This window comes from Leminorella richardii, from assembly GCF_900478135.1.
Taxonomy (GTDB): domain Bacteria; phylum Pseudomonadota; class Gammaproteobacteria; order Enterobacterales; family Enterobacteriaceae; genus Leminorella; species Leminorella richardii.
This window is the reverse complement of sequence record NZ_LS483470.1, coordinates 1,244,500-1,268,932: the sequence shown is the minus strand read 5'-3', so window position 1 is coordinate 1,268,932 and position 24,433 is coordinate 1,244,500. Positions and strand designations below refer to the sequence as shown.

At 52.3% G+C, this 24,433-nt stretch carries 23 protein-coding genes and 1 CRISPR repeat array; of the genes, 7 read left to right on the top strand and 16 right to left on the bottom strand.

The annotated features are described in order from the left end of the window. The first annotated feature begins 45 nt into the window (after nucleotides 1–45). Complete coding sequence (locus tag DQM29_RS06050; RefSeq protein ID WP_111739826.1) at nucleotides 46–1,428, top strand: MmgE/PrpD family protein; 1,383 nt, start codon at nucleotides 46–48, stop codon at nucleotides 1,426–1,428. Nucleotides 1,429–1,592: 164 nt separating this feature from the next. Here the strand turns inward: DQM29_RS06050 and DQM29_RS06045 are convergent, their stop codons facing one another. After that, nucleotides 1,593–2,483: a LysR family transcriptional regulator gene (locus tag DQM29_RS06045; RefSeq protein WP_111739824.1), complete on the bottom strand. Its 891-nt coding sequence runs from the start codon at nucleotides 2,481–2,483 to the stop codon at nucleotides 1,593–1,595. 670 nt (nucleotides 2,484–3,153) lie between these two features. Here DQM29_RS06045 and brnQ point away from each other — a divergent pair. The 5 genes from brnQ (at nucleotide 3,154) to yfbR (ending at nucleotide 7,747) form a co-directional block, all read left to right on the top strand. Continuing rightward, entirely contained in the window at nucleotides 3,154–4,536 is a 1,383-nt protein-coding gene (gene brnQ / locus DQM29_RS06040; RefSeq protein WP_111739822.1) for a branched-chain amino acid transport system II carrier protein, read from the top strand. Nucleotides 4,537–4,673: 137 nt separating this feature from the next. Further along, entirely contained in the window at nucleotides 4,674–4,811 is a 138-nt protein-coding gene (locus DQM29_RS18165; RefSeq protein WP_170126497.1) for a hypothetical protein, read from the top strand. 116 nt (nucleotides 4,812–4,927) lie between these two features. After that, the gene (locus DQM29_RS06035) at nucleotides 4,928–6,421 is read left to right on the top strand and encodes a pyridoxal phosphate-dependent aminotransferase (RefSeq protein ID WP_232054867.1); all 1,494 of its coding nucleotides are present in this window, start codon (nucleotides 4,928–4,930) and stop codon (nucleotides 6,419–6,421) included. 134 nt (nucleotides 6,422–6,555) lie between these two features. Continuing rightward, on the top strand, nucleotides 6,556–7,023 hold the full coding sequence (locus tag DQM29_RS06030; protein ID WP_111739820.1) for a hypothetical protein: 468 nt from the start codon (nucleotides 6,556–6,558) through the stop codon (nucleotides 7,021–7,023). A 118-nt stretch (nucleotides 7,024–7,141) separates the two neighbouring features. Next, the gene (yfbR, locus tag DQM29_RS06025) at nucleotides 7,142–7,747 is read left to right on the top strand and encodes a 5'-deoxynucleotidase (RefSeq protein ID WP_111739818.1); all 606 of its coding nucleotides are present in this window, start codon (nucleotides 7,142–7,144) and stop codon (nucleotides 7,745–7,747) included. Between the two features lie 41 nt (nucleotides 7,748–7,788). Here the strand turns inward: yfbR and DQM29_RS06020 are convergent, their stop codons facing one another. The 11 genes from DQM29_RS06020 to DQM29_RS05965 all read right to left on the bottom strand — a co-directional run bounded on the left by DQM29_RS06020 (nucleotide 7,789) and on the right by DQM29_RS05965 (nucleotide 18,837). Next, complete coding sequence (locus tag DQM29_RS06020; protein WP_111739816.1) at nucleotides 7,789–9,030, bottom strand: ABC transporter permease; 1,242 nt, start codon at nucleotides 9,028–9,030, stop codon at nucleotides 7,789–7,791. Then, a complete protein-coding gene (locus tag DQM29_RS06015) occupies nucleotides 9,027–9,716 on the bottom strand; it encodes an ABC transporter ATP-binding protein (protein WP_111739814.1) in 690 nt (229 codons plus the stop codon). Before DQM29_RS06015 ends, DQM29_RS06020 begins: the two co-directional genes overlap by 4 nt. Before the next feature lie 11 nt (nucleotides 9,717–9,727). Continuing rightward, nucleotides 9,728–10,216 carry a hypothetical protein gene (locus DQM29_RS06010; protein ID WP_232054866.1) on the bottom strand — a complete coding sequence of 163 codons (489 nt, stop codon included), beginning with the start codon at nucleotides 10,214–10,216 and terminating at the stop codon, nucleotides 9,728–9,730. Further along, on the bottom strand, nucleotides 10,216–11,976 hold the full coding sequence (locus DQM29_RS06005; RefSeq protein ID WP_111739812.1) for an alkaline phosphatase: 1,761 nt from the start codon (nucleotides 11,974–11,976) through the stop codon (nucleotides 10,216–10,218). The genes DQM29_RS06010 and DQM29_RS06005 overlap by 1 nt, the downstream gene beginning before the upstream one ends. Before the next feature lie 118 nt (nucleotides 11,977–12,094). Next, nucleotides 12,095–12,844: a hypothetical protein gene (locus DQM29_RS06000; RefSeq protein WP_111739810.1), complete on the bottom strand. Its 750-nt coding sequence runs from the start codon at nucleotides 12,842–12,844 to the stop codon at nucleotides 12,095–12,097. Nucleotides 12,845–13,201: 357 nt separating this feature from the next. Then, nucleotides 13,202–14,959 carry an SLC13 family permease gene (locus tag DQM29_RS05990; protein ID WP_232054950.1) on the bottom strand — a complete coding sequence of 586 codons (1,758 nt, stop codon included), beginning with the start codon at nucleotides 14,957–14,959 and terminating at the stop codon, nucleotides 13,202–13,204. A gap of 504 nt (nucleotides 14,960–15,463) precedes the next feature. Continuing rightward, entirely contained in the window at nucleotides 15,464–16,603 is a 1,140-nt protein-coding gene (locus DQM29_RS05985) for an MFS transporter (protein ID WP_338418319.1), read from the bottom strand. A 595-nt stretch (nucleotides 16,604–17,198) separates the two neighbouring features. Then, nucleotides 17,199–17,609, bottom strand: a complete 411-nt coding sequence (gene cueR / locus DQM29_RS05980; protein WP_111739804.1) for a Cu(I)-responsive transcriptional regulator — start codon at nucleotides 17,607–17,609, stop codon at nucleotides 17,199–17,201. 37 nt (nucleotides 17,610–17,646) lie between these two features. Continuing rightward, nucleotides 17,647–18,057, bottom strand: a complete 411-nt coding sequence (locus DQM29_RS05975; protein ID WP_111739802.1) for a type II toxin-antitoxin system HicB family antitoxin — start codon at nucleotides 18,055–18,057, stop codon at nucleotides 17,647–17,649. 12 nt (nucleotides 18,058–18,069) lie between these two features. Then, nucleotides 18,070–18,249 (bottom strand): type II toxin-antitoxin system HicA family toxin, encoded by a 180-nt coding sequence (locus tag DQM29_RS05970; RefSeq protein WP_197708850.1) that lies wholly within the window; start codon nucleotides 18,247–18,249, stop codon nucleotides 18,070–18,072. A gap of 183 nt (nucleotides 18,250–18,432) precedes the next feature. Then, nucleotides 18,433–18,837, bottom strand: a complete 405-nt coding sequence (locus DQM29_RS05965) for a lysozyme inhibitor LprI family protein (protein ID WP_111739800.1) — start codon at nucleotides 18,835–18,837, stop codon at nucleotides 18,433–18,435. A 199-nt stretch (nucleotides 18,838–19,036) separates the two neighbouring features. Here DQM29_RS05965 and DQM29_RS05960 point away from each other — a divergent pair, with 199 nt between their 5' ends. Further along, nucleotides 19,037–20,026 carry a sulfate ABC transporter substrate-binding protein gene (locus DQM29_RS05960; RefSeq protein ID WP_111739798.1) on the top strand — a complete coding sequence of 330 codons (990 nt, stop codon included), beginning with the start codon at nucleotides 19,037–19,039 and terminating at the stop codon, nucleotides 20,024–20,026. 41 nt (nucleotides 20,027–20,067) lie between these two features. On the opposite strand, the gene tam is transcribed toward DQM29_RS05960, so the two are convergent. The 4 genes from tam to cysD form a co-directional block, all read right to left on the bottom strand. Beyond that, nucleotides 20,068–20,841, bottom strand: coding sequence for a trans-aconitate 2-methyltransferase (gene tam / locus DQM29_RS05955; RefSeq protein WP_111739796.1), 774 nt, complete (start codon nucleotides 20,839–20,841; stop codon nucleotides 20,068–20,070). Nucleotides 20,842–20,947: 106 nt separating this feature from the next. Further along, nucleotides 20,948–21,275: a CRISPR direct-repeat array (repeat unit 28 nt; unit sequence TTTCTAAGCCGCCTATGCGGCGGTCAAC). A 155-nt stretch (nucleotides 21,276–21,430) separates the two neighbouring features. Beyond that, the gene (gene cysC / locus DQM29_RS05950; protein WP_111739794.1) at nucleotides 21,431–22,030 is read right to left on the bottom strand and encodes an adenylyl-sulfate kinase; all 600 of its coding nucleotides are present in this window, start codon (nucleotides 22,028–22,030) and stop codon (nucleotides 21,431–21,433) included. A 3-nt stretch (nucleotides 22,031–22,033) separates the two neighbouring features. Next, a complete protein-coding gene (gene cysN / locus DQM29_RS05945) occupies nucleotides 22,034–23,494 on the bottom strand; it encodes a sulfate adenylyltransferase subunit CysN (protein ID WP_111739792.1) in 1,461 nt (486 codons plus the stop codon). Between the two features lie 22 nt (nucleotides 23,495–23,516). Beyond that, nucleotides 23,517–24,425 (bottom strand): sulfate adenylyltransferase subunit CysD, encoded by a 909-nt coding sequence (gene cysD, locus DQM29_RS05940; RefSeq protein ID WP_111742011.1) that lies wholly within the window; start codon nucleotides 24,423–24,425, stop codon nucleotides 23,517–23,519. Nucleotides 24,426–24,433 lie beyond the last annotated feature (8 nt).

Below are 24,433 nucleotides of genomic sequence, written 5' to 3'. Positions count from 1 at the left end.
ACGGCGCGATGCAATAAGCCCCGAACCCATTCTGGAACTGAAACCATGACCTACAGTGAACAATTAAGCCAGTTTATTACGACTAAAAGCTTTGACACTCTCCCGCCTCAGGTTATCGAGCGCGCCAAAATGCACCTGCTGGACACCCTCGGTGTTGCGCTGGCGGGCACCGTTCAGGCGAACGGCATTAACGGACGCAACGGGCTTAATGCTATGCCCAACACTCAGGGAAAGTGTCGCATCTGGGGCAGCGAGTTTACGCTCTCCCCGGCCTACGCCGCTCTGGCCAACGGCATTGCCTCACACGTGCTGGACTTTGACGACACCCATACTGACTCTATCGCCCACGGCAGCGCCGTGCTGGTGCCAATGGTCATCGCTCTGGCAGAAGATCTGAACCTGAGCGCGAAAGATATGCTGGCCGCCTATGTTATCGGTTGGGAAGTTGCCGCTCGCGTCGGCCTAGCCTCCAAGGGCAGCTTCCACAAGCGAGGTTTTCACTCAACGGCCATTGCCGGCATTTTCGGCGCCGTCAGCGGTGCTGCACACCTGCTAAAGCTGTCACCCGAGGCCTGTGCCCACGCTATCGGGCTGGCAGGCAGTCAGGCCTCTGGCGTAGCGGAATATCTGACCAACAGCTCATCGGCCAAGTGCTTCCACGCGGGCTGGGCAGCTCACTCCGGCATTCTGTCGGCCTATCTGGCTAACGCAGGAATGACCGGTCCGCTCACCATTTTTGAAGGTCGCTTTGGGCTATACGTCACGCACGGTATTCAAAGTGACGCCGAGCCTGCACAAGTATGCGGCGAGCTGGACAAGCGCTGGGAGATGCTTCGCGTTTCTATCAAACCCTATCCGTGCTGCCACTTTGCTCACGCCACCGTTGACTGTGCCCGTATGCTACTCGCAGATGGCATTAAGCCGGAAGATATTGAGCACATTCACTGCGTCGTTGATCCGATCGCGTCAGCGCTGATTTGTGAACCTCTCGACACCAAGTTCGCACCGAAGACCCCTTACGCCGCCAAGTTCAGCCTGCCCTATCTGGTCGCTTCAGGCATGATCGACGACGGCCTTAACCTGAAGTCGTTCCTTCCTGAACAGCTGACGCGCCCGGACGTGCTAGCGCTGGCGAAGAAGGTTTCCTATCGCTACTGCGAAGAGGGAGAGATCCCTTTCCCAACTTACTTCCCTGGGCTGATTACCGTGACGTTGAAAGACGGTCGTGAAGTCACTAAGCGGTTAGACATTAACTACGGCAACCCGGAAAACCCGATGCAGCGCAGCGACGTTGAGCGCAAGTTCCGCGATAACGTCAACGGTATCTTAACGCCGCAGGCAACGGAAAAGGTGATTGAACTGGTCGCTGATTTGGAGAACAACTCAGTCGCCGAGTTGACGAAGTGGCTGACCCACACTGTCGGCTAAAAGACAGACCGCGCGGTGCATAAATACGGCAGCGCGCGACTCAAATTCTAATAACTACAATTATTTCCTTGTATACCCCTTGCCCTGCTCCCTCCCTCTAACCGGGATCAGGGCTCTTTTTCTTCTTACTACCCGTTCACCTCTTATATCTCTATGCTGCTCGCCTATCTGCGCGGCGTTCCTGCCTGACTGTCATCCCCCAACAGGGACTCAAACAGCACTTTTGCCGCTTTTTGCGGACTGTTGCGCCGCATATAGAGATTAAACTTGATGTCAGGTAGCCTCGGCAGCCCGTCAGCCTCTCCGAGCACCCGAAGATCATCCCCCAGCAGCTCTATTGAACGCGCCATAACGCCCAGCCCTGCGACCACCGCTGCTCTCGCGCCGGACAGCGTCGTTGCCACATAGGCAATTCGCCAGGGAATACCCGCGCGGTCGAGATGGTTAATCGCCATGTTGCGATAGGTGCTAGGCTCGTCAAGGGACACCAGCGGCAACGGTTCATCAAGATTGAACTCGTAGTTTACGCCGCAAAACCACAGCGACGGAGAAGCGCGCAGCACTAGGCTGGGAAATTCAACGCTCTCTACCGTAGAAATGGCCATGTCTACGTCATCGTTTTTCAGCATGTCCATCAGGAAGGGGCTGCGCTTAACGACAATTTCTATTGCCAGCCTCGGGTAGGCTTTTGAAAAGCGCGACAGCAGCTCAGGAAGAATAGTATCCGCCGTATCGTCAGGAGAGCCGATGCGCAGCACGCCGTCTACGTCGTCGTACATCAGTGAGAGACAGGCTTCATCGTTCAGGCGCAAAATGCGCCGCGCATAGCCCAGCATTTTAACGCCGTGCTCAGTCAGCGCCTTATTGCGCCCGTTGCGACTAAACAGCTCTTTGCCGATCAGCAGCTCCAGTCGCTGCATTTGCTGACTGACAGCGGACTGTGTGCGGTGTACGGATTCAGCAGCAGCGGCAAAGCTGTTGCCCTCCGCAACGGCGACGAACGTCCGCAACAGATCCAGTTCAAGATTGGGGATAGAACGCTTTATATGTACCATAGTCTGGCTCTTTTCTGTTTCCACAGCCTTTCGGGCAACGGCTCTTAATTCACTTATTATGCAGGGCAGATGCCGAGCTAGGGGCTACCATATCCTACCCTTTGGCGAAGCGCAAAAGTCCTGTACCTGAATGACAGACACTCGCCGCTATCAAAGCTCGGGGCTCCACACGTTTCCCCCAAGCGACCGTCAATTATACTACGTTCGGAATCTTACCTATAAAGAGTTAACAAATGTAATACTCAAATCTTAAAACGTACACAAAATCATCGTATCGATATGAAAAACGGGTCATTATTTGACACTATCACTATCCTCAAAAAGTAAAAAACGCTTTTATTAGATATAAAGACCAGAAAATAAAAATTTTCCAGTTCATAAGACCATAAATTTCGATTCAAGTCCGAATATACTCATATTTTATGCTAAAACGCTTGCGTGACGCCTGCCAATCGTAGAGTATCCCTTCCCAAGCGGCCACCGTTTCGTTTCTCTATGCATTTTGGTAGCGAATATTATTTATTCAAATATTCATTAATGCATACCTTACTAACGGATGGCTGGAGAAAGTATTTAACAGGCTCTGCGCCTGTCCTAGCAGGCAACCCGTATCTACTGGCCTTGAAGCCTTCTTGCCTGCTCTGACAAATTTTAGAACAAGGAATACATTATGAACCAGCGTTTAAGCCGGGCTGATACCATTGGCCTGGGCTTGATGACCTTTGCTTTCTTTCTGGGGGCCGGAAATATTATCTTTCCTCCTTTAGAAGGTCAGATGGCAGGCACTAACGTTCTGTCCGCTATGTCAGGCTTCCTGATTACTGCGGTAGGCTTACCGCTTATCTCTATTATTGCTGTAGCTCGCGTCGGCGGCGGTCTGCCGTCAATGACGACCGATCTCCCTAAAGGTACCGGTACCTTTGCCGCCGTTTTACTGTTTATTATCATTGGTCCTGCATTCGCCACACCGCGTACCGGCCTTGTCGCCTACGAAATGGCCATTAAGCCGCTGACAGGCGTCTTGGAAGGTGACAACCAGCTCGAGCTGTTCGGCGATATCACTTTGGATAAAACCCAGGCGCTCGTCACTACGCTGTTTTTTGCCGTTACGCTAGTCTTCTCGTGGAGTCGCGGCAAGCTTATCGACAGCATTGGTAAAATATTAACTCCGGCACTGTTTCTTCTGCTTATCTGCCTTGCCATCGGCGTTATCGTTGCACCACAGGGCACCCTGAGCTCACCGGCAGAAAGCTATCAGGAAATGGCCTTCACGAAAGGCTTTATCGGCGGCTACAACACAATGGACACCTTTGCCGCACTGATGTTTGGCATGCTGCTGGTCGATATCCTGCGCAGCAAGGGTGTCACGGATCCCAAAGCCACCTATAAGTACTTAGTTATTGCCGGTCTCATCGCTGCGGCGGGCTTAGCGTTTGTGTATATCTCGCTGTTCTGGTTAGGTGCCACTTCCGCTACTGTCGCCCCTGGCGCTGACAACGGTGGCGTGGTGCTGGCAGCCTACGTTCAGGCGCTGTTTGGTCAGCCTGGTCAGTGGATCCTGTCTGGCGTGGTACTGCTTGCCTGCTTGACCACTGCCGTTGGTCTGGTCAGTACCTGTGCCGACTACTTCTCAACGCTAACGCCGCTGCGCTACCGTCAGTGGGTGATCGTGTTAAGCATTATCTGTGCACTGGTGGCTAACGTCGGCCTGAGCCAGCTGATTGCCCTGTCGATACCGGTGCTTATGGCGCTGTATCCTCTGGCCATTGCGCTGGTCGCGCTGACCTTTGTCCGCCCTTGGCTGCCGAACCCTAGAACCTCTTTCCGTACGGTGATGGGCGTAGCGTTGATTTTCAGCCTGTTGGACGGCGTGCGCAGCATTTCTGCTCTGCAAAAGGTGGACGGCATCAAGTGGCTGCTAGATAAGCAAACGGAGTATATGCCGCTGTCTGGTCAGGGTATGGCTTGGGTACTGCCTACGGCAATTATGCTGGTGCTGGTCTTCTTGATTCCTGCGAAAAAAAGCGAACAGGGCTCGCCTTCAAAAGCCTGATAGCACTATGAATAAACCTGCCGACACAGGTCGTCGGCAGGCTTTCCCTTCTCAAAACGCTTTATCGCAGCTTCATTCTAACTTCACATCCCTGACGCATTGTTATCCCTCATTCATTCACTTCAGGGAAGATCGTCATGTTCAATCTCAAACGCCTTACCGCTTCAACGCTGTTTATCTGCACCTTACTCCTTACCGGATGTAATCAGGTTTCTGACGGCGGCTGCGGTTCCATCGCCAGCCAAGCCATTCCCTTAGTCTGCGGCCCAGCCTGATGAAAGATAGCCCGCAGTGAACAAAAATCAGCTTGCCAAAAAGTATATCCAAGAGTAGCATCCAGCAATATACAAAATCACCACGAACGGATATACAAAAATAAAGGCGGCACAGCATGACAGACACAACCAATGAATGGATCGATCTGACATCGTTTAAAAGCGGTAACTCTCAGGCCCTGCGTTTAAAGAAAGAGCTGCTGGACGCGGCGCCTGCCTTTTCTACTGGCGCGACAATGCGTCTGGTTTCTGATAGCGCAGGCATTATCGTTGCCTCCAGCGGGAATCCAACTGAAGAGAAAGAGCGCGATCCCCTCATTGACGCCATGCTGGACACGGCAACCCACGGTCATCTGCTGCCGGCAACCAGCGCCGCTGAAACCCAGCAGCGTACCGGAGTGATTGAAAAGTCACACAAGCTGGACAACGTCTGCTACGACATCCGCGGCCCTGTGCTTAAAGAAGCAAAGCGCCTGGAAGAAGAAGGCAACAAAATCCTTAAGCTCAACATCGGCAACCCTGCCCCCTTTGGCTTCGAAGCGCCGGACGAAATTCTGGTGGACGTTATCCGCAACCTGCCAACGGCACAGGGCTACTGTGACTCCAAAGGGCTTTACTCCGCTCGCAAAGCCATCATGCAGCACTATCAGGCTCAGGGCATCATGGATATCACCGTCGAAGATATCTATATCGGCAACGGCGTGTCAGAGCTTATCGTTCAGGCTATGCAGGCGCTGCTCAACATGGGCGACGAAATGCTGATCCCTGCACCGGACTATCCGCTGTGGACGGCCTCTGTCTCTCTCTCCGGCGGCAAGGCCGTACACTACATGTGTGACGAAGAGGCTGACTGGTTCCCAGACATCAACGACATTCGTAAAAAGATTACCCCCCGCACCCGCGGTATCGTCATCATTAACCCGAACAACCCAACCGGCGCGGTCTACAGCAAAGAGCTGTTGATGGAAATCGTTGAGCTTGCTCGCGAGCACAACCTGATTATTTTCGCTGACGAGATCTACGACAAGATCCTATACGACGAGGCCAAGCATATCTCCATCGCCTCTCTGGCGCCGGATTTACTGACTGTGACGTTTAACGGCCTGTCAAAAACCTATCGGGTTGCGGGCTTCCGTCAGGGCTGGATGGTGCTGAGCGGGCCAAAAGAAAACGCTAAGGGCTATATTGAAGGTCTGGAAATGCTGGCCTCAATGCGTCTGTGTGCCAACGTGCCGATGCAGCACGCTATCCAAACCGCCATCGGCGGCTACCAGAGCATTAACGAATTTATACAGCCCGGTGGTCGCCTGTATGAACAGCGCAATCGCGCGTGGGAACTGATTAACGACATCCCCGGCGTCTCATGCGTGAAGCCCAAAGGAGCTCTCTACATGTTCCCAAAAATTGACGCCAAGCGCTTCAATATTAAGAACGACCAGAAGATGGTTCACGACCTGCTGCTACAGCAAAAAGTGCTGCTGGTTCAGGGCTCTGGCTTTAACTGGCCTTATCCTGACCACGTGCGTATCGTCACCCTGCCACGCGTCGACGAGCTGGATGTCGCTATTGGTCGTTTGGCGAAGTTTCTCGAAACCTATAAGCAAGCCTGATAATAATAAGATCGTCTCGTTCCGGTTCAGAGGGTGGCTTAAGCCACCCTTTTTTCTTTTATATTTTTAATGCGTTATCAGTAAAATGATAATCTCATACAGGCCGCTGCCGTAAAAATAAGGAATCGCTATAGATGAGCGCTAACAAACAGAGCAAACAGTGGACAGCACTACAGGAACAGCTCGCGCAGACTATCAAAGCGCTGGACGCTCTAGAAAGTGAGTTTCAGGACGTTCCTACCCTATTTGAAGGCAGCGATTTTCCTGAACAAACCGCCTGTGCGGTAAAAATGGAAAACCTGTTTATCGCCGCAACTCATGAAACAGCAACGAGCCTGTCCTTCCTCAGGCAAGAAATGGACGATCTGGCAAACTTTATCGCTTTTCGTAAGCAGCACTGCCTCTTCTCGTCTAGCGCTCTGCTGGAAATTATTGATGATGAGCTGTCAACTCGAGATAGGCAGCGGCTTTGGCATGAGTACGATCCTCAAGCCTCTTTTTCTGCTTTTACACAGTATATCGATCGATTAAAGAAGGCGTGGCGCGAGCTGTTTGGTAACCGGACTTATCAATCCATCAACACTGCGGCCAACCGCTCTTAACCTCACGCTTCTGGCTCTTTTAGCACCAAACGCCGATTCTATTTGCACTGAGCGCCATAACCGCCCACAATCTACCCCTGCTTTCGCCCCACGTTTTCAGAGTCAAAGGTACCAAGCCATGAGCCATCCCCAGAGTCACTTTTTCGCCTATCTTTCCCGCCTGAAGCTAATCAGCCGCTGGCCGCTGATGCGCAACGTCCGCACCGAAAACGTGTCTGAGCATAGCCTACAGGTCGCCTTTGTCGCCCACGCGCTGGCGGTGATTAAGAACCGCAAGTTTAACGGCAACGTCAATCCCGACCGAGTTGCGCTGTTGGCTATGTATCACGATGCCAGCGAAGTACTAACCGGCGATATGCCAACCCCAATCAAGTACTACAATCCGCAAATCGCGCACGAATATAAAAAGATTGAGAAAACCGCCCAGCTCCGTCTGATAGAAATGCTGCCGGAAGAAATCCAGCAGGATTTCCGCACCATTCTGGACGACAGCTACTACAGCGAAGATGAGAAACTGGTGGTTAAGCAGGCGGACGCCCTGTGCGCCTACCTGAAAAGTCTGGAAGAGCTGTCTGCTGGCAACAACGAGTTTAAGCTGGCCAAGCAAAGACTGGAAAAGACTCTCAAGCTGCGCCACAGCCCGGAAATGGACTACTTTATGAAAGTCTTCGTGCCGAGCTTTAAGCTTTCCCTTGATGAAATCAGCGGCGATAGCCCGATGTGACGCCCGAACGGCTGGGGATCCGTCCCCAGCCAAGCATATCTTTACCCCCGCAGCGCCTGTGCCGGCGAATAGCGATAGGTCAGCAGCGCGGGAAACAGCAAAATAGCTGCCAGCACGCCCCATAGCGCTAATGCTCTCATTCCGTCTTCCACCTGTAGCGTCACCGGTAGCGCCATGCCGTAGTGTGAAGTAAAGCGGGCGGAAATCCACAGTGTCGTGACATAGCCTACAATCACGCCAAGGGCAATGCCGGCGCTAACAATCAGCATCAGCCCCGCCCAAACGACGCAAACAATCCCCCGACGCGGCGCGCCAAACGCCCTCAGCGCGCCCAGCTGGCGCTTTCGCTGTTCAAGATGAATAACAATAACCATCAAAATAGCAACGATCACCAGCGCCTGTGTGCCAACGGCGACCCAGGCCATTATCTGACGAGCGTCCCCCAGTGTTCCGTAAAGGCGAGCCAATACTTCACCGGGAAATACGCTTAATGTTTCACCGCTGCGATACTGTGAACGCAGCTGGTATGCACCCGCTATACTCTTGGGCTTAACCACAACGGCAGACACGCGTCCCGGCTCTTCGTGCTCATGTTCGGCATCATGTTCACGATCGTGTCCATCATCATGTTCAGCACCGTGTTCACGATCGTGGGGCTCATGATGAATATCCCACACGGCCTGAATCGGTACCAAAATGGCGTTATCCCACGCATCATGAGAGGGATCGAGAATACCGGTTACCGTATATCCGGCATTGTCATGACTGTGCGCCCCTTCACTTCCCTGCTGCCCGTGCAGCGGCACAATCTTGTCCCCCACGGAGAGGCCTGTTGCCGCACCGACGATAGCGTCATTCGGTCCCTGAAATACCCGCATATCATCGGGCAAAGGACGCGGTGCATAGTTAACCCGGCGACCGGTAAACAAAGCCTCTTCGGTCCCAATAATGGACATCCCCTTGAACGTATCGCCGAATGCCAGCGGCGCAGCCCACTCGACCAGAGGATTGCTTTTAATCTCATCCAGATAGTGACCATCCAGCAGAGGAAGCGGCGATGGCTGCAAAAACACGCTCGACAACACCAGCTGAGTTTCACTTCCGGCTGCGCCAATCAGAAGGTCAAACCTGTCAGCAGCCCTAGCGGAGCCTTCTCTCAGAGCCCTTTCCTGTAGGTTAACCACTACGCTAAACGCCACCGCAGCAGCAATGAGAACAATCAGCAGCGCCGCGCCGCCCCACAGCCGCTTTAAGTCGGCAAAAATAATCTTCAACAGTATCATGCGGTTTTTTCCAAACGCGTACTTTGCCGCGATTGACCGTTTTCCAGAACGAGCGTCCGCTGCATCTGCGCTGATAGCCTAGCGTCGTGAGTAACGCAAATCAGCGTAGAGCGCCCCTCTTTAGCAAACTGAACGAGCAGCTGACTCACCAACTTACTGTTTTCTTCATCAAGGCTGGCGGTAGGCTCATCGGCAATAAGAATCGACGGTGAAAGCAGCAAAGCTCGGGCGATGGCCACTCTCTGCTTTTCCCCGCGGGACAGTGTATCTACAGACTGATTAACTCTGTATATCCCCACTCGTTCTAGCAGCACACTCGCGCGCAATTTTAGAACTGTAGGCATACGCCAAGTGCGAAAGCGGGCAGGCAGCAGCACGTTATCCAGAGCGCTCAGGCCGGGATAGAGGTGAAAGTCTTGCATAACCAGCCCAACGTGCCGCGCACGCCAGGCGTCGCGCCCGCTTTCCGACAGGCTGCCAATTTCTTCTCCATCCCAAAAAATCTGCCCTTCATCACAGCGATCCAAACCGCTGACAGCGTTAACCAGCGTGGTTTTTCCGCTGCCCGACGCGCCGGTCACGGCAATATGTGAACCGGAGGACACCCTAAGCGAGGGTATATGCAGCACCGGCTGCGGGCTGTCGTTAAAATGCACTTTCAAACGTTGAACAATCAGTTCCGACACACTTTTCTCCCTTAAAGCGAACTAAAGCTCGCATTGCGTAAGCGAAGCTGGCTGACAAATCCCGTTTCCGGATCGCGCCACGAGCCGTATTCCAGAACCCCAGTGACTTTAATCATGGCGTTGTTCTGCACAAAGGTTTGCCTTTTGCTGAGATACACCACCAGAATATCTTCTGGCCAGTCGGCGTCTGATGAGCAAAACGGGCACATGGCCATCGGCATTTTGGTTAACACAAAGAACTGAGACTCAGCTTTTAGCGGCGGCGCCATAAACCCCGTTATCTCAATCTCCTTTCCCGCCTGCGATTTCACTTTGTCGGAAAACTCCAATCCCAGTACGCTGACTTTGCTGTAGAACTCATCGAACGAGAGAGTTTGGCGCGCGCTGACGCTTGTCGTCATGCAGCCAAGCAGCAGGGCGTAAAGTGAAAAAGTAAAAAAGACGGCGCGACAGCCAGAAAAAAAGCCGGAACGTCTCCGGCTTTGAATAAAACTCCACATTACTTAGCCTCTTTCTGGCCCTGTCCCAACGAGAGAGAATCAACAATCACTCGGAACAGTTCTGTGTTGTCCATATACCCCTTGATACGCTCAGCCCCCGGGCCTGCGGCCTGAACAATCATGTCGTCAACGGAGTGAACGCCGGTATCCGCACTGCGCGGCAGGTTACCCACGCGCAATACAGCACCCGGTATATCCTTATAGGCGGCATTGGCAATATACTCGCCCTTCTCATTTTGGATAGCGGGTACGAAACGGCCATCCAGCTTGGGTCGGAAGGTTTCGTAGTGATCGGGATAGTTGTTGAAGAACACGGCTAGGCGTCTGGAAACGTCCACTTTATCGGGATAGCCGTCACCGTTCTTATCTTCGTAGTTGGGGTAACCCGCCGTTTCATACACGCCTACTTTCTCGCGCATATCCGTGCCGGGCTTGTCATCATCCACAGTGCCAATAATAGAGATACCGTGAGTATGGTCTCCGGTGACAATAATCAGCGTATCAGGGTGCTTTTCAGCAAACTTTTTGGCGATCTCAACAGACTGGTCAAGCATGATGGTGTTATAGATAGCGCGTTCCCAATCCAGCGGATGGGAAGCTTTGTCAATCAGCGCCGATTCCACCATCAAGAAGAAGCCTTCTTCATTCTTGGAGAGAACGTCCAACGCCGTTTGGGTCATATCGGTCAGGTCAGGCTGATTGGGAAACTTCTTGGTGACGTCGTTTTTCAAGAATCGGCGATCCAGAACGTCGTCCATATTTCCGGTGTGGAACAACCCTAGCAGCTTATCCGCACTCGGCCCCTGCTTTTTCAGCGACTCGGCGTCGGTCACCAGCTGGTAGCCATCCTGTTTGAAGCGCTCAACGTAGTTGACGTCGTCCTTGCGCTTTGAGCCCGGCGTTGAAGACGGCAGGAAGTAAGCAGAACCGCCCCCCAGCAGGACGTCCGGCTTCACGTCGTAAAACATTTTCACGATCTCAGCCTTGTCGGCGCGACGGCGAGTGTGTGAAACGACAGCGGCAGGCGTGGCGTCTTCAAGTTCAGCATCGCTTACAATGCCCAGAGACATTTTGGAAGTGCGCTTAATCAGCTCTCCTAGCGTCTCCTGTTTCGGGTGGTTCAGCGAGTCCTTCGCTCGGCTAACGTACACGCCCAATGCGTTAACGCCGGACTTGTGGCCCGTCATGTAGGCGCTCATGGTGTTGGCGCTGTCCGCCGCGATAGAGTCAGTACTGGAGGTGCCGATAAAGGCCATATTAGTTAGATCATCGATAGCCAGACGCCCGTTGGCTTTTCCTTCGGTTATCCCTTTGGAAAGCACTCTGGCACCGGTGCGATGAGCCACAGAGAGGCCATCGCCGATAAACAGAATCACGTTCTTGGCCTGGCGAGTTGACGGCGTTTGGTAGACATTCCAGCTAACTACCCCTTTGTCGTCACCAGCGCTAACGTCAATGCGATAGTCTCCCGCGATCGGCAGCGATACGTTTTTTATCACTAGCGAAGAGGCGTTTAGGCCGTCTTCATTAGCAATAAACTCGCCGTCCTGCTTCCAAACGTCCCGATAGTCTTTACCGTTAATTCGGATGTGGATCTGCTCAGGCTTTACCTGAGAATCAAACTCCACCTTAAAGTCAAACTTGCCTCCGGTGAGCATGGTCGCGCGATCGATAGGATAGACGGTCAGCGCGGACGCGCTCATCGGTAATAACAGTGGCGCGACGGCTAGCGCAGCGGGAACAAACCAACGTGCTTTCATGAGCTTCTCCTGATGTTTTTATTTTCAAGAGAAGCCTAGCGAGGGGAAATGACAGTTTAATGACCAATGTGTGTCGGTTAGATGTCTGTATAATTTGAAGGGATGCTATATAACGCAATTACCAACGGATAGCGTAAGGCTTATTTCCTAATCTCCAGTGCCCGTCATCATACTGCTCAAGCATGATTCCCCCTCGCATCCAGCCGTCTTTTTTGGGGTAAAAGGACAATCTCTCCTTAAGTTCCGGCACGGCAAGCCACGGGGTCTTACTTTCATCAGGTTTCCACAAAAACTCAACCCATGTGACCAGATGCGGATTATTATCAAACGGATTCTTTGCTGGCTTCATGAAGCGTTCTATGCCGCCATACTGAATATACGCGCAAAAACGGTTTTCCCCATAGGTGTCCTTCGGCATATTAATGAGCTCTGCGTCATCATAACGATAAAATGACATCCCCAGTGGCGTTAAATCAACATAACTCAGCGGAACGTCTTGGCGAGTCTTTTTTCCGCTATATCCTACCGTCGTCACAGAGCCTTTACCTGAATCCAAACGAACAGTAATCAAACCACTGCTGATTAACGCAGCGATATCTTTTCTTATTACCCCTTTTTGGTTCCGGTACGTCAGAGAAGCCGTTTCGAGATTACCGGGCAACTTAGGACCGAGATCAAATAAATTGACACAGGCATACTTGGTCACATTCTTGAGATCCGTAAACGACGTAGTCAGAATCTCTCCTATTTTATTTTCATCCAACTTATCGTCTGACAGAGCAATGTTTGCCGCTGAAAGTGAAATGACAGCGACGAAGGCGCCGATAGTCCTTTTCCCTTTTCTCATATATTTATTGCGTTCCTGCATATTGTTAAGACGTTCATTGCGCCTTAACGTCGTACGCCGTCTTCACGTCGCTCCAACTGTCTAAGACACCAATGAATACAAGTAGCCCATTATATTGTTCTTTGTGACCTTCAAAAGAATAACCGCGTTCTCATCGTTAAAATACCCGTTTTCATTCAGTTCGCTTTCAACATCCTGCGAAAATCGAGTTAAATCATAAAAGTTTATGACCCTCTCCTCTCCGTTTATAACAACGTTAAGATTCAAAACGCATCCCTTCGATTCACATTCAAATTCTAAAAGTTCGTCATACCAGTCAGGAAGAGCAATATTCATATTATCCGACTCAACATCATTCACGGCCTCTCACAGCCAGACTCAAAACGGAAATAAAATCGGAATGATTACCACGCTCACGACCATGACTAATAGCGTAAACGGAATACCGATGCGCATAAAGTCGCTGAACTTATAGCCCCCAGGCCCCAGCACCATGGTGTTAACCGGGGAAGAAACCGGCGTCATAAAGGCTGCCGAAGCTGCCACTGCTACAACCATGGCAAACGGCAAAGCGGATACGCCCATCTGGTTAGCTGCGCCAATGGCAATCGGCGCCATCAGCACGGCGGTAGCAGTGTTGGAAATAAACAGGCCGATAACGGCGCTCAGAATAAACAGGCTCGCCAACACCACGTGTGGCCCCCTATCACCAACAGCATCCATCAGCCCCTGAACGACCAAATCGATACCACCGGTCTTCTGCAACGCCTGTGCAAAGGGCAGCATGCCGACAATCAAAATCAGCGTCGGCCAGTGTATTGACCGATAGGCGCTTTCCATATTGATACAGCGAAACTTGCCCATCAGCAGGCAGGCGACCAGCGCGGCGATCACATTAGGCACCAGATCCGTCACCATCAGGAATATCATCAAAAACAGGCACAGCACTGCGTGAGGCGCTTGGCTAATAGAGGGCGCAACCTCGTCCACTTCCGCAGGCAGATTCATGACCAGAAAGTCGTGAGTGTTGCTTTGCAGCAGCCGGATCTGCCGCCAGTCACCGATGACCAGCATCATATCGCCCATTTTCAGTTCGATATCGATCTGCTGATTGCTGTCGATAAGCTTGTCCCCGCGCCGTATGCCGATCACGTTCAGGCTGTAGCGAGTGCGAAACGCCATCTGGCGCAGCGTTTTGCCGATATATTCAGATTCTGGGATCAGCGAAACTTCCGCCATGCCGACTTCTCTCGCCTGATCGGAGAAGTATTCCCCGCGCAGGATCATCGGCTCTAGGTTTTCTTCCGTGCAGAAGTGGCGGATATCAACATCAGGGTCGTGCATATCCACCAGCAGGATGTCGTGCACTCTCAGCTCGGTAGAGGCAAAGGCGCTGATCATCACCCGCCGGAACTTGCGCCAACGTTCAATGCCAACCACGTTAGCGCTATAGCGAGAGCGCAGGTGCAATTCATCCAGCGTGCGGCCTATCAGCGGAGAACCGGGGCGAATAGAGAAGCGGCGCGCGCGACCGCTGAGCTTATACTCACGAATCAGATCGCGCATGGCGCGACGAGCGCTGCCCTTGGTATTGTCCTGTTCGGGCTTAACCAGAAAGCGCCGCACCAAAAGCATATAGCCGATGCCCAAAAGCAGGATCACAACGCCTATTGGCGTGAAGCTGAAAAAGCCGAACTGGCCGACGCCGTAGCGCACCATTTCGCTGTTCACTACTAGGTTAGGCGGCGTTGCCACCAGCGTCATCATGCCGCTGATAAGGCCCGCAAACGCCAGCGGCATCATCAGCCGCCCGGGAGAGCGGTTCATGCGTGACGATACGCTCATCACCACGGGAATAAAGATCGCCACTACGCCAGTAGAGCTCATTACTGACCCCAACCCGGCAACCGCTAGCATCAGCAAGATCAGCAATTTCGCCTCGCTGTTACCGGCTACTTTTACTAGCCAGTCGCCAACCTGATAGGCAATACCGGTTCGCACCAGCCCTTCGCCAATGACAAAAAGCAGCGCAATAAGAATAACGTTGGGATCGCTAAAGCCGGAAACGGCCTCTGGCACGGTGAGAATACCGCTGATAACAAAAACGACAATAAGGAGAAGCGCGACGACGTCCATACGGACTTTATTGGAAATAAACAGGCCTATCGCAACAAAAAGGAAAAAGACGACCCAAAAGAGCTGGCTATCGGCAAGCGTCTCGGCTGTGGCGAATAATCGTTCTATCACGGCTACTCCCTACGTTTTAAATTCTACGACCTGCTCCTGAAATGACAGTTCCCTTGTCCGATTAATGACGGCTTCAACCGCTTTCTTATTAAAATATGATGTTTTAGTTTTATTTTGCCCTTAAGGGCGGAAAAGCATTTAATTCAGCGCCTCAATCAAAACACATTACCTGATTTATATCAATGATAAACGTAGGCTTTTAATGCGTTTTAACAAAGAGCGCTGAAGGTAATCATCGGTTTTATTCCGTTACCGTTTGTTTTTATGCCTTTATGTCGAAATGTTCCTATTACACCGGCTCTTACTGCATTTTGGATAAAGGCATAAAAAAATGAAAAAATGCCGACAAAGGTACTCTCAGTCGGCATGTTACAGCATCGTGAAAAAGAATTGTTATTCCAGCGGCTTACCCGCCTTTTCAGGGATCAGGAACAGCGTCGCCAGAATATCCAACACGTACAGTGAAGCCAGCATGGCAATCGCAACCTGAAATGAGTAGAGGGAAACAATCAACCCTACCGCCAGCGGCCCTAAGCCACCGATACCGCGCCCAATGTTAAACAGAACGTTCTGCGCCGTGGCGCGCGCCTCTGTCGGATACACTTCCGAAATTAGAGCACCGTATCCACCCATCATACCGTTAACGAACATTCCCATCACCGCGCCGCCAATCAGCAGCATCATAGGATCCGTCAGCTGAGAGTAGGCCAGCACCATCAGCGCTGCGCCAACTTGGTACATCAGGAAGATGGGGCGACGACCGAAGCGGTCTGCCAGTTGGCCAAACAGCCAGATGCCGAAGCCCATGCCGACCACGGTGACCGCAGTCCACATGGCTGATTTAGTCAGAGAGTAATCGAACTGCTTACTGAGGTAGGTGGGCATCCAGATCATGATGCCGTAGTAGCCGAAGTTTTGCACTGACGTCAGGATGGAGATGCCGATACTAGCGCGAATCGCCTCTTTATCAGCCACTAGCGCCTTAAAAGGGTTACTTTTGCGCTTCTCTTTGCTTTTTCTAACGAAGATTTCCGGTTCGCCAATGTAGTGGCGGATAACGAAAGAGGCCAGCGCGGGGATAACGCCGACAGCAAACATGCCGCGCCAGCCGATAACCGGCAGTAAAAGCGGCGTCAGCAGAGCCGCGGCCAGAACGCCCAACTGCCAGCCAAGGCCGACGTAGGACGACATTCTGGCACGTTCGTTAGGTCGACAGGCCTCTGCCGCTAGCGCCATACCGATACCAAACTCGCCGCCCAGGCCGATACCGGCGATAGTGCGATAAATCAGCAGATCCCAGTAGCCCTGCGCCAGCGCGCACAGGCCGGTAAAGCCCGCAAACAGCACGATAGACCAGGTTAATACCTTCACGCGGCCAAAATAGTCACTCAGCACGCCAAAAATCAGACCACCAATCACTGCGCCAATCAGAGTCCAGGTCACTAAAGAACCCGCCTCGCTGGATGTTAACCCTAGCCCCTGCCCCACAGCGTTAAGAATAAATCCAAGGATCAGAAGATCGAATCCGTCCATCGCATAGCCCACTGTGGACGCAATCACTGCCTTATAGGCGTACTTTCTTCTTTTTGCCTCTTCGACGACCAGCACTTTTTGAGTATCCGTCAGGTGTATCGATTGGTTAGTCACTGCTATTTCCCCGTATGTATTCTTTTTTTCGTCAATTATCGGCAAACCATCCATTCGTTCTTCCACGAGGCGCATTTAATCCCTAACGCGTTGCATAAAATTTATCACACTGAATTTTATGTACTTTCAATTATTCCGCACCTTATTTTAGGCGCAGAAAAACGCGCACCCATTGGTAAAACGACCAAGGGCGTATACAAGTCAGCAAAGTGATGAAAATTTTAGAAGGATTGTGGTCAAACCTTATAATTATAACAGGAGGATTTTTTTTGGGTAGCTTTTTTTGATAGGAATAGGGTTTTGGGAAGCGTTAAGGTTTGTGGTAAATGTCTTAAACCGCCTATGCGGCGGTTAACTCCCGGAAGCTGATTTTTGGATTGTTCGCCGATTTCTAAGCCGCCTATGCGGCGGTCAACACTTTCAGCTTTCTGATCCATCAGTAGAGAAACAGCGCCCCGCAATCAAAGTGCAGGTGGGAATATTATTTCTTTTGGCTATGGTGGCAACAGCCAGTAAAGCTATCAATAATCGGGCAGTCGGCGCCGTCGTCACCGGGACAGAGGTTCGCCAAATTCATCAGCCGTTCGCGCATGTCCGCCAGCTCCCGAATATGGCTGTCTATCTCTTCTACCTTTTTCAGCGTGCGCGCCTTAACGTCAGCGCTGCGGCGCTCGGCGTTGTGAAACAGCGCCAGAAACTCTTTACACTCTTCAAGAGTAAACCCCACCTGCCGAGCCTGACGCAGTAAAGTCAGCTCTTCAACGTTGCGTGAGTTGTAGGTTCGGTAGCCATTCAGCGAGCGATTGGGCGGCGTAATCAGCCCCTTTTCCTCGTAGAAGCGAATCGCTTTGCTGGTTAAGCCGGTTTTTTCCGCGACCTGACTGATGTTCATAGCTGCCTCTGTGATAGATGGGCTAATTCAATGATGTTTACGCGTTATTCACAATGGAAATTCGCTCTAGCGCAGCCTGCGTCAGAAAGCCGGAGCGGCTTTTAAATTCAGGGCGTGTTGCAACTAGACGGTCTATCTTGGCGATCAGTCGCTTGGGTAACGTTACGTTAATTTTTTCAGCGCCTCCCATTAGTCGAACCATATCAACGTCGACTAGCGCCCATATTGCACCAGCATATTCAGGATCGTTCAACCAGCGTTCAATGTTGGTTGCAGCCGGTACGTCGTCCCCATCTTCAACCAATAGCTCGATATGTGCCTCAATCGCCTCTTTTACGCTTATCAGTGCATCCTGATAGTCATCCCCACCGGAAAAACATCCGGGAATATCGGGTACTCGAACCCCTAAAGACTCTTCCCCGCGATCGATAGCGACAGGGTATAACATAGTCCACTCCTCCTAAATTCCCGACTGCCTTTTAATACTTTTTAGAGTGGGTAACGGAATGTCCTTTTGTGTATGTTTTACCGTTACCAGCCCCTTTTTTAGCGGATGCTTAAACTGATGATGACTGCCTTTAATACGAACCAAATACCATCCGTCGGCCTCAATCATGGCTATTACATTTTTGCTGTCCATTCGCACCCGCTCAATGGGGTTATTATAACCCTAAACCTGATTAAGTTAAAGAATGGGGGCTATTGAAGTCATTCGGCAGAAACGCGTCAATGTAGGTATTTCGCGCTTCAGAGGAAGTTCGCAAAAAATATCATAGACTCAGTCAAAGGCGACAAAGCCACTACAGTAAACGTCACTCTTTCATTAATGGCTTTCAATATAAAAATTTAACTCATCCGTCCGCTTATTGGTTCTGTCCGTCATGCAGCCCCAGTACATTACGCTGCGGATGGTTCCGCCTGAATAGAGCGCAAATATGGCGTCGCAGTCCTTCTGGCGGAAAGTCACCCATGCTCGCTGCCCTTCCCGCAGGTTGCTTTTTACCGTCGAATAGGGAAGCCCTTCTTCATCGGGCTGGCTTAGGGTTTTCATCAGCTTCTGGTAGGCCTGATTCAGCTTCTTGTCGGCGTCCTGAAAGGTGCTTTCAGCGCACGCGTTAAGCTCAGGCGTGGTAACTGCCTTATCACAGTCTATGTCAACCTGTGTCTTCGCCTGAGCAAAGGCCGTCGTAAGCAGCAGAGCTGCGGCAGGTAACAGCATCATTTTCATTGCAATATCTCCCTTTCTATGCGTTGGTAGGCAATAATTACGCCTTTCCTATATTCTCTATTTGTATAAAAAATCGCTTTTTATTCTTTACTGAATAGCCCCACTTTCTGGCAGTCTCAGTGTGTTGCTTATCCATCGTTACTGTCTGTCGCATTTATTTCTTTTGCTTATTACTTCTAACTACCGTGAGGCTACACCCATGCAAAAATGGCAATTCGGCGCATTGTTTCTGCTGGCCAGCGCAGGCGCGCTAGCAAAAGACGTTCAGCTTCTCAACGTATCTTACGATCCGACCCGCGAGTTCTACCAGCAGTACAATCAGGCTTTCTCCCAATACTGGAAGGCCAAAACTGGCGATAGCGTCACGGTTCGGCAGTCTCACGGCGGCTCGGGAAAGCAGGCCTCTTCGGTGATTAACGGCATCGCCGCCGACGTTGTCACTCTAGCGCTGGCCTATGACGTGGACGCCATTGCCGAGCGCGACAAGCTAGTGAAAGACTGGATAACCCGATTACCCGACAACTCAGCGCCCTATACCTCTACCATTGTCTTTCTGGTTCGCAAGGACAACCCCAAGCATATTAAAGACTGGGACGATCTTATCAAGCCCGGGCTTAACGTCGTAACTCCCAACCCTAAAACCTCCGGCGGCGCACGCTGGAACTACCTCGCGGCCTGGGGATATGCCCTACAGCATAACAATAACGATCAGCAAAAAGCGCAGCAGTTCGTTAAAGCGCTGTACGATAACGTGCAGGTGCTCGACACCGGCGCACGCGGCTCTACCACCACCTTTGTTGAACGCGGCATTGGCGACGTGTTGATTGCCTGGGAGAATGAAGCATTACTGGCCGTTGAACAGCTGGGAAAAGACCAGTTTGAGATCGTCACGCCCAGCGTGTCTATTCTGGCCGAACCAACGGTTTCCGTAGTGGACAGCGTGGTAGATAAAGACGGCAACCGCGAGGTGGCGACCGCCTATCTGCAGTATTTATATTCCAAAGAGGGGCAGGAAATCGCCGCAAAAAACTACTACCGCCCGCGCGATCCTGACATATTGAAAGCGCATGCAGCGACCTTTCCGGCGCTGACGCTGTTTACCGTTGACCGCCTGTTCGGCGGCTGGCAGAAGGCACAAAAAACCCACTTCGCCACCGACGGCATTTTTGACCAAATCAGCAAACGGTAAGCACGCCGGCCATAGGTCAACAAGCGCCTATGGCCTATTTTCTATCCTTTCTGTGCCACAACGAACAGCCGGGGAAACGCCAGCAGTACGCTGCCGTCGCTGCGCACGCTGTAAGCCTGAGTCAGGGCTGACAGATATCGCTGAAGGAAAAGCCCCTGCTCCTCTTCGTTCAATGGATTTAAGAAAGGCCGAAGTCCGGTCGACTTTACCCATTCAACAATCGCTGCGACAGAAGGCATAACGTGATAGAACGTCGTTCGCCAGAGGTCAACCCGGCACCCGCGAGCGGCTATCAGGTCGTAGTATTCTTCCGTCGTGAGTAGCTTTTTACGGCTCAGCACCTCTTCCCCGTAGCGGTCTTTCCATTCCCCCTCGGTCGCCACTTGGCACATTAGCGCATGAGAAGGCTGTAGCAGATTGTCCGGCACCTGAAACGCCAGCACGCCGCCGTCGGCAAGCTGTTCCAACAAATGGGGCAGCAGTTCGCTATGGTTCGGCACCCACTGCAAAGAGGCGTTTGCGTAGATAATGTCCTGAGGTACGTCAGGCCGCCAAGTGCCGATATCCGCCTCAACAAAGCGACAGTCTGGCAGCCGCTGCGCCGCTTTTTCCAGCATGGCCTTAGAGCTGTCGACACCGGTGGTCAACGCCATTGGGTAGCGGCTATGCAGCAGTTCAGTACTGTTGCCGGGGCCGCAGCCCAAATCGCTGATATACCGAGGAGATGCGTGAAAAATACGCGCCAACAGCTCTTGCGCCGGGCGGGTTCTTTCAGATTCAAACTGCAGATAAAGAGAGGGATTCCAATCGGCCATAGGGGTTCCTTGCTGGGCCTTAATCACGTGCTGAAATTATGAAGAAAAAGAGGCAATAAATATTGATGCAGGTAGCAAAGCGGTGAAAAAAGTAGGTCTCGATAGGTATTGGAGCCGCCTATGCGGCGGTCAACTTTTCTCATCTCGGCGAAACGCCAATCTCAAATTTCTAAGCCGCCTATGCGGCGGTCAACGGACAGGAAAAGGCAGGTATTGGGACCCAGCTTTTCTAAGCAGCCTATGCGGCGGTCAACCTCGATGCTTCACCATCTCGATTAATAAGCTTTTTCTAAGCCGCCTATGCGGCGGTCAACATGCTGACAAACCTCAGTGAGGGCGAGTTAACTTTCTAAGCCGCCTATGCGGCGGTCAACAAGAAAAAAGCCGCCTGAAGGCCGATGTCTCATTTCTAAGCCGCCTATGCGGCGGTCAACTAGAACAATACGCCACTACCTCTCTGTTGTTAATCACTTTTTCAGCGTATCAATGTAAAAAACCTTTTTTTATCGTGAAAAATCATCATCTATAAATCAATAGGTTAAGAAACCGAATAAAAAAGGGTCTGTGAAGCGCAGCGCTTTTGCTGGCGTTAAGGTGGGCTAAGCACGCCCCGCGCCTCTAATGCAGAAATCAACTGCCCCACCAGCTCCTCCACCGGCCTCTGCCCATCAAGGTGAACGTCCGGCGTCAGCGGCGGCTCATAGGGTAGATCGATGCCGGTAAAAGCGGGGATTTCTCCCCGTCGCGCTTTTTGGTAAAGGCCTTTAGGGTCGCGGCGTTCACACACCTCCAGCGGTGTATCGACAAAGGCTTCGATAAAGCGCCCGGCGGGCAGCCGCTGAGCTATTTCCGCTCTGTCTTGTCGATAGGGAGAGATAAAGGCGGCAATAGCCACCAGCCCGGCGTCAACCATTAGCCCGGCAACCTCGCCGACCCTGCGGATATTTTCCTGTCGGTCGCTCTCTGAAAAGCCAAGATCGCGGCACAGCCCGTGACGCACGTTGTCACCGTCCAGCAGGTAAGTCTTTACTCCGCGGCGATGAAGCGCCAGCTCCAGCGCGCCGGCAACCGTAGACTTACCTGAGCCGGACAGGCCGGTAAGCCACACTACTGCCCCACCGTGCCCGTTGAGCGCTTCTCTGTCTTGCCTTGAAACGGCGTGAGAATGCCAGACGATATCGCTATTCATCCGCTACTTCTCCTGACTTATATCGCGGGCGTTCCAGTGCGGATAGTGGTGGCGGATCAGCGCATTCAGCGCCTTTTCAAACTCGCGATCGTTAGACAGCTCGACCGCCGAAGGCGCGGAAGCTATCCCCGGCGTTTTTACCAGCCCTGCACCAACGGTAACGTTGGTCAGCGGGTCAATAAAGATAAAGCTTCCCGTTTCCCGGCTGGTTTCATAGCGGTCAAGCAACAGCGGCTCATCGAACGCAACGCTAACCGTTCCGATGGCGTTAAGCGCCAGAGCCTGCGAGTCGCCTAGCTCCAGCGTATTGATATCATACTGATGCACAATGCGCTCAACGTGGGCGCGGCTTTTCTTCCCCGCCAGCTTGATGTCGTAACGGTGACCGGGCTTCAGGGCTGACTCCGCCATCCAAACCACGTCAACCTCAGCACCCCACACTGCCTGTAGCGCCTCTTCGCCTGAAGCAACCAGCAAATCGCCACGGCTCACGTCCACTTCATCTTCCAATACCAGCGTGACGGCCTGCCCGACAGAAGCCTGAGTGAGATCGCCATCGAAGGTCACGATAGACTTGATGCGGCTTACAACGCCGGACGGCAGCACTTTTACCGCCTGCCCTACCCGCACGGTTCCTGAAGCAATGGTGCCGGCATAGCCGCGAAAGTCTAAGTTAGGGCGGTTGACGTACTGAACGGGAAAGCGCAGCGGCGCATCGAAAACATCGTGCTCTACGCTGATGGTTTCCAGCATGGCAAGCAGGGTTTCCCCCTGATACCACGGCATGTGCTCACCGACGTCCACCACGTTGTCGCCGTCCAGTGCTGAAATAGGCACAAAGCTGAACGTCGCCTCACCGGGAAGCCCCTCGGCAAAGCTCAGAAACTGACGGCGAATGTCGTCAAATACTGACTGCTGATATGCCACCAGATCCATTTTGTTAACCGCCACGATCAGGTGGCGAATGCCCAGCAGCGAGGCAATAAAGCTATGCCGACGCGTCTGGTCTAGTACGCCCTTTCGGGCGTCAATCAGTACAATAGCTACATCACAGGTTGACGCACCCGTGGCCATATTCCGCGTGTACTGCTCGTGTCCCGGCGTGTCGGCGATAATAAACTTGCGCTTTTCAGTAGAAAAATAGCGGTACGCCACGTCAATGGTGATGCCCTGCTCGCGCTCAGCCTGAAGGCCGTCAACCAGCAGCGCCAAATCCAGTTTTTCTCCCGCGGTGCCAATGCGGCGACTATCGCTGTGCAGCGTGTTGAGCTGATCCTGATAGATTTGTCGCGTATCGTGCAGCAGTCGGCCAATCAGCGTGCTTTTGCCGTCGTCAACGCTGCCGCAGGTTAAAAAACGCAGTAACCCTTTATTCTGCTGTGCATACAAATAGGCCTCAACGCCGCCCTGTGCAGCGATCTGTTTCGCCACGGCTTCATTAATAGCAGGTGTTGTGCTGGTCATTTTTTACCTCTTGAACCATCGATTAAAAGTAGCCCTGACGCTTTTTCAGCTCCATCGACCCCGCCTTATCGCGGTCAATAACCCGCCCCTGACGTTCACTGGAGGTAGAGACCAGCATTTCTTCAATAATTTCCGACAGCGTTTGCGCCTCGGACTCTACGGCTCCGGTCAGCGGCCAGCACCCAAGCGTTCTGAAACGCACTTTACGAGGGGTAATTACCTCCCCCGGCTTGAGATCAATACGGTCGTCATCCACCATCATCAGCATGCCGTCGCGCTCTAAAATCGGCCGCTCTTTGGCTAAATACAGCGGCACAATGTCGATATTTTCCAAGAAGATGTACTGCCAGATGTCTAGTTCAGTCCAGTTTGACAGGGGGAACACCCGGATACTCTCCCCTTTGTTAATCTGCCCGTTATAGTTGTGCCACAGTTCAGGCCGCTGGTTTTTGGGATCCCAGCGGTGGTGGCTATCGCGAAACGAATAGATACGCTCTTTGGCGCGAGATGCCTCTTCATCGCGTCTAGCGCCGCCGAATGCGGCATCGAAACCATACTTATTCAGCGCCTGCTTAAGCCCTTCTGTTTTCATAATGTCGGTGTGCTTACTGCTGCCGTGAACAAACGGGCTGATCCCCATCGCTACGCCGTCGGGGTTGCGGTGAACCAGCAAATCAAGGCCAAACGCCCGAGCTGTCTCGTCGCGGAACTGATACATTTCCTGAAACTTCCAGCCGGTATCAACGTGCAGCAGCGGAAACGGCAGCCGACCGGGATAGAACGCTTTGCGAGCCAAATGCAGCATCACCGAAGAGTCTTTACCGATAGAGTAAAGCATCACCGGGTTGGAAAATTCGGCAGCCACTTCTCGAATAATATGAATACTCTCTGCCTCAAGCTGGCGCAGGTGGGTCAAGCGTTTTTCGTTCACCATCAATG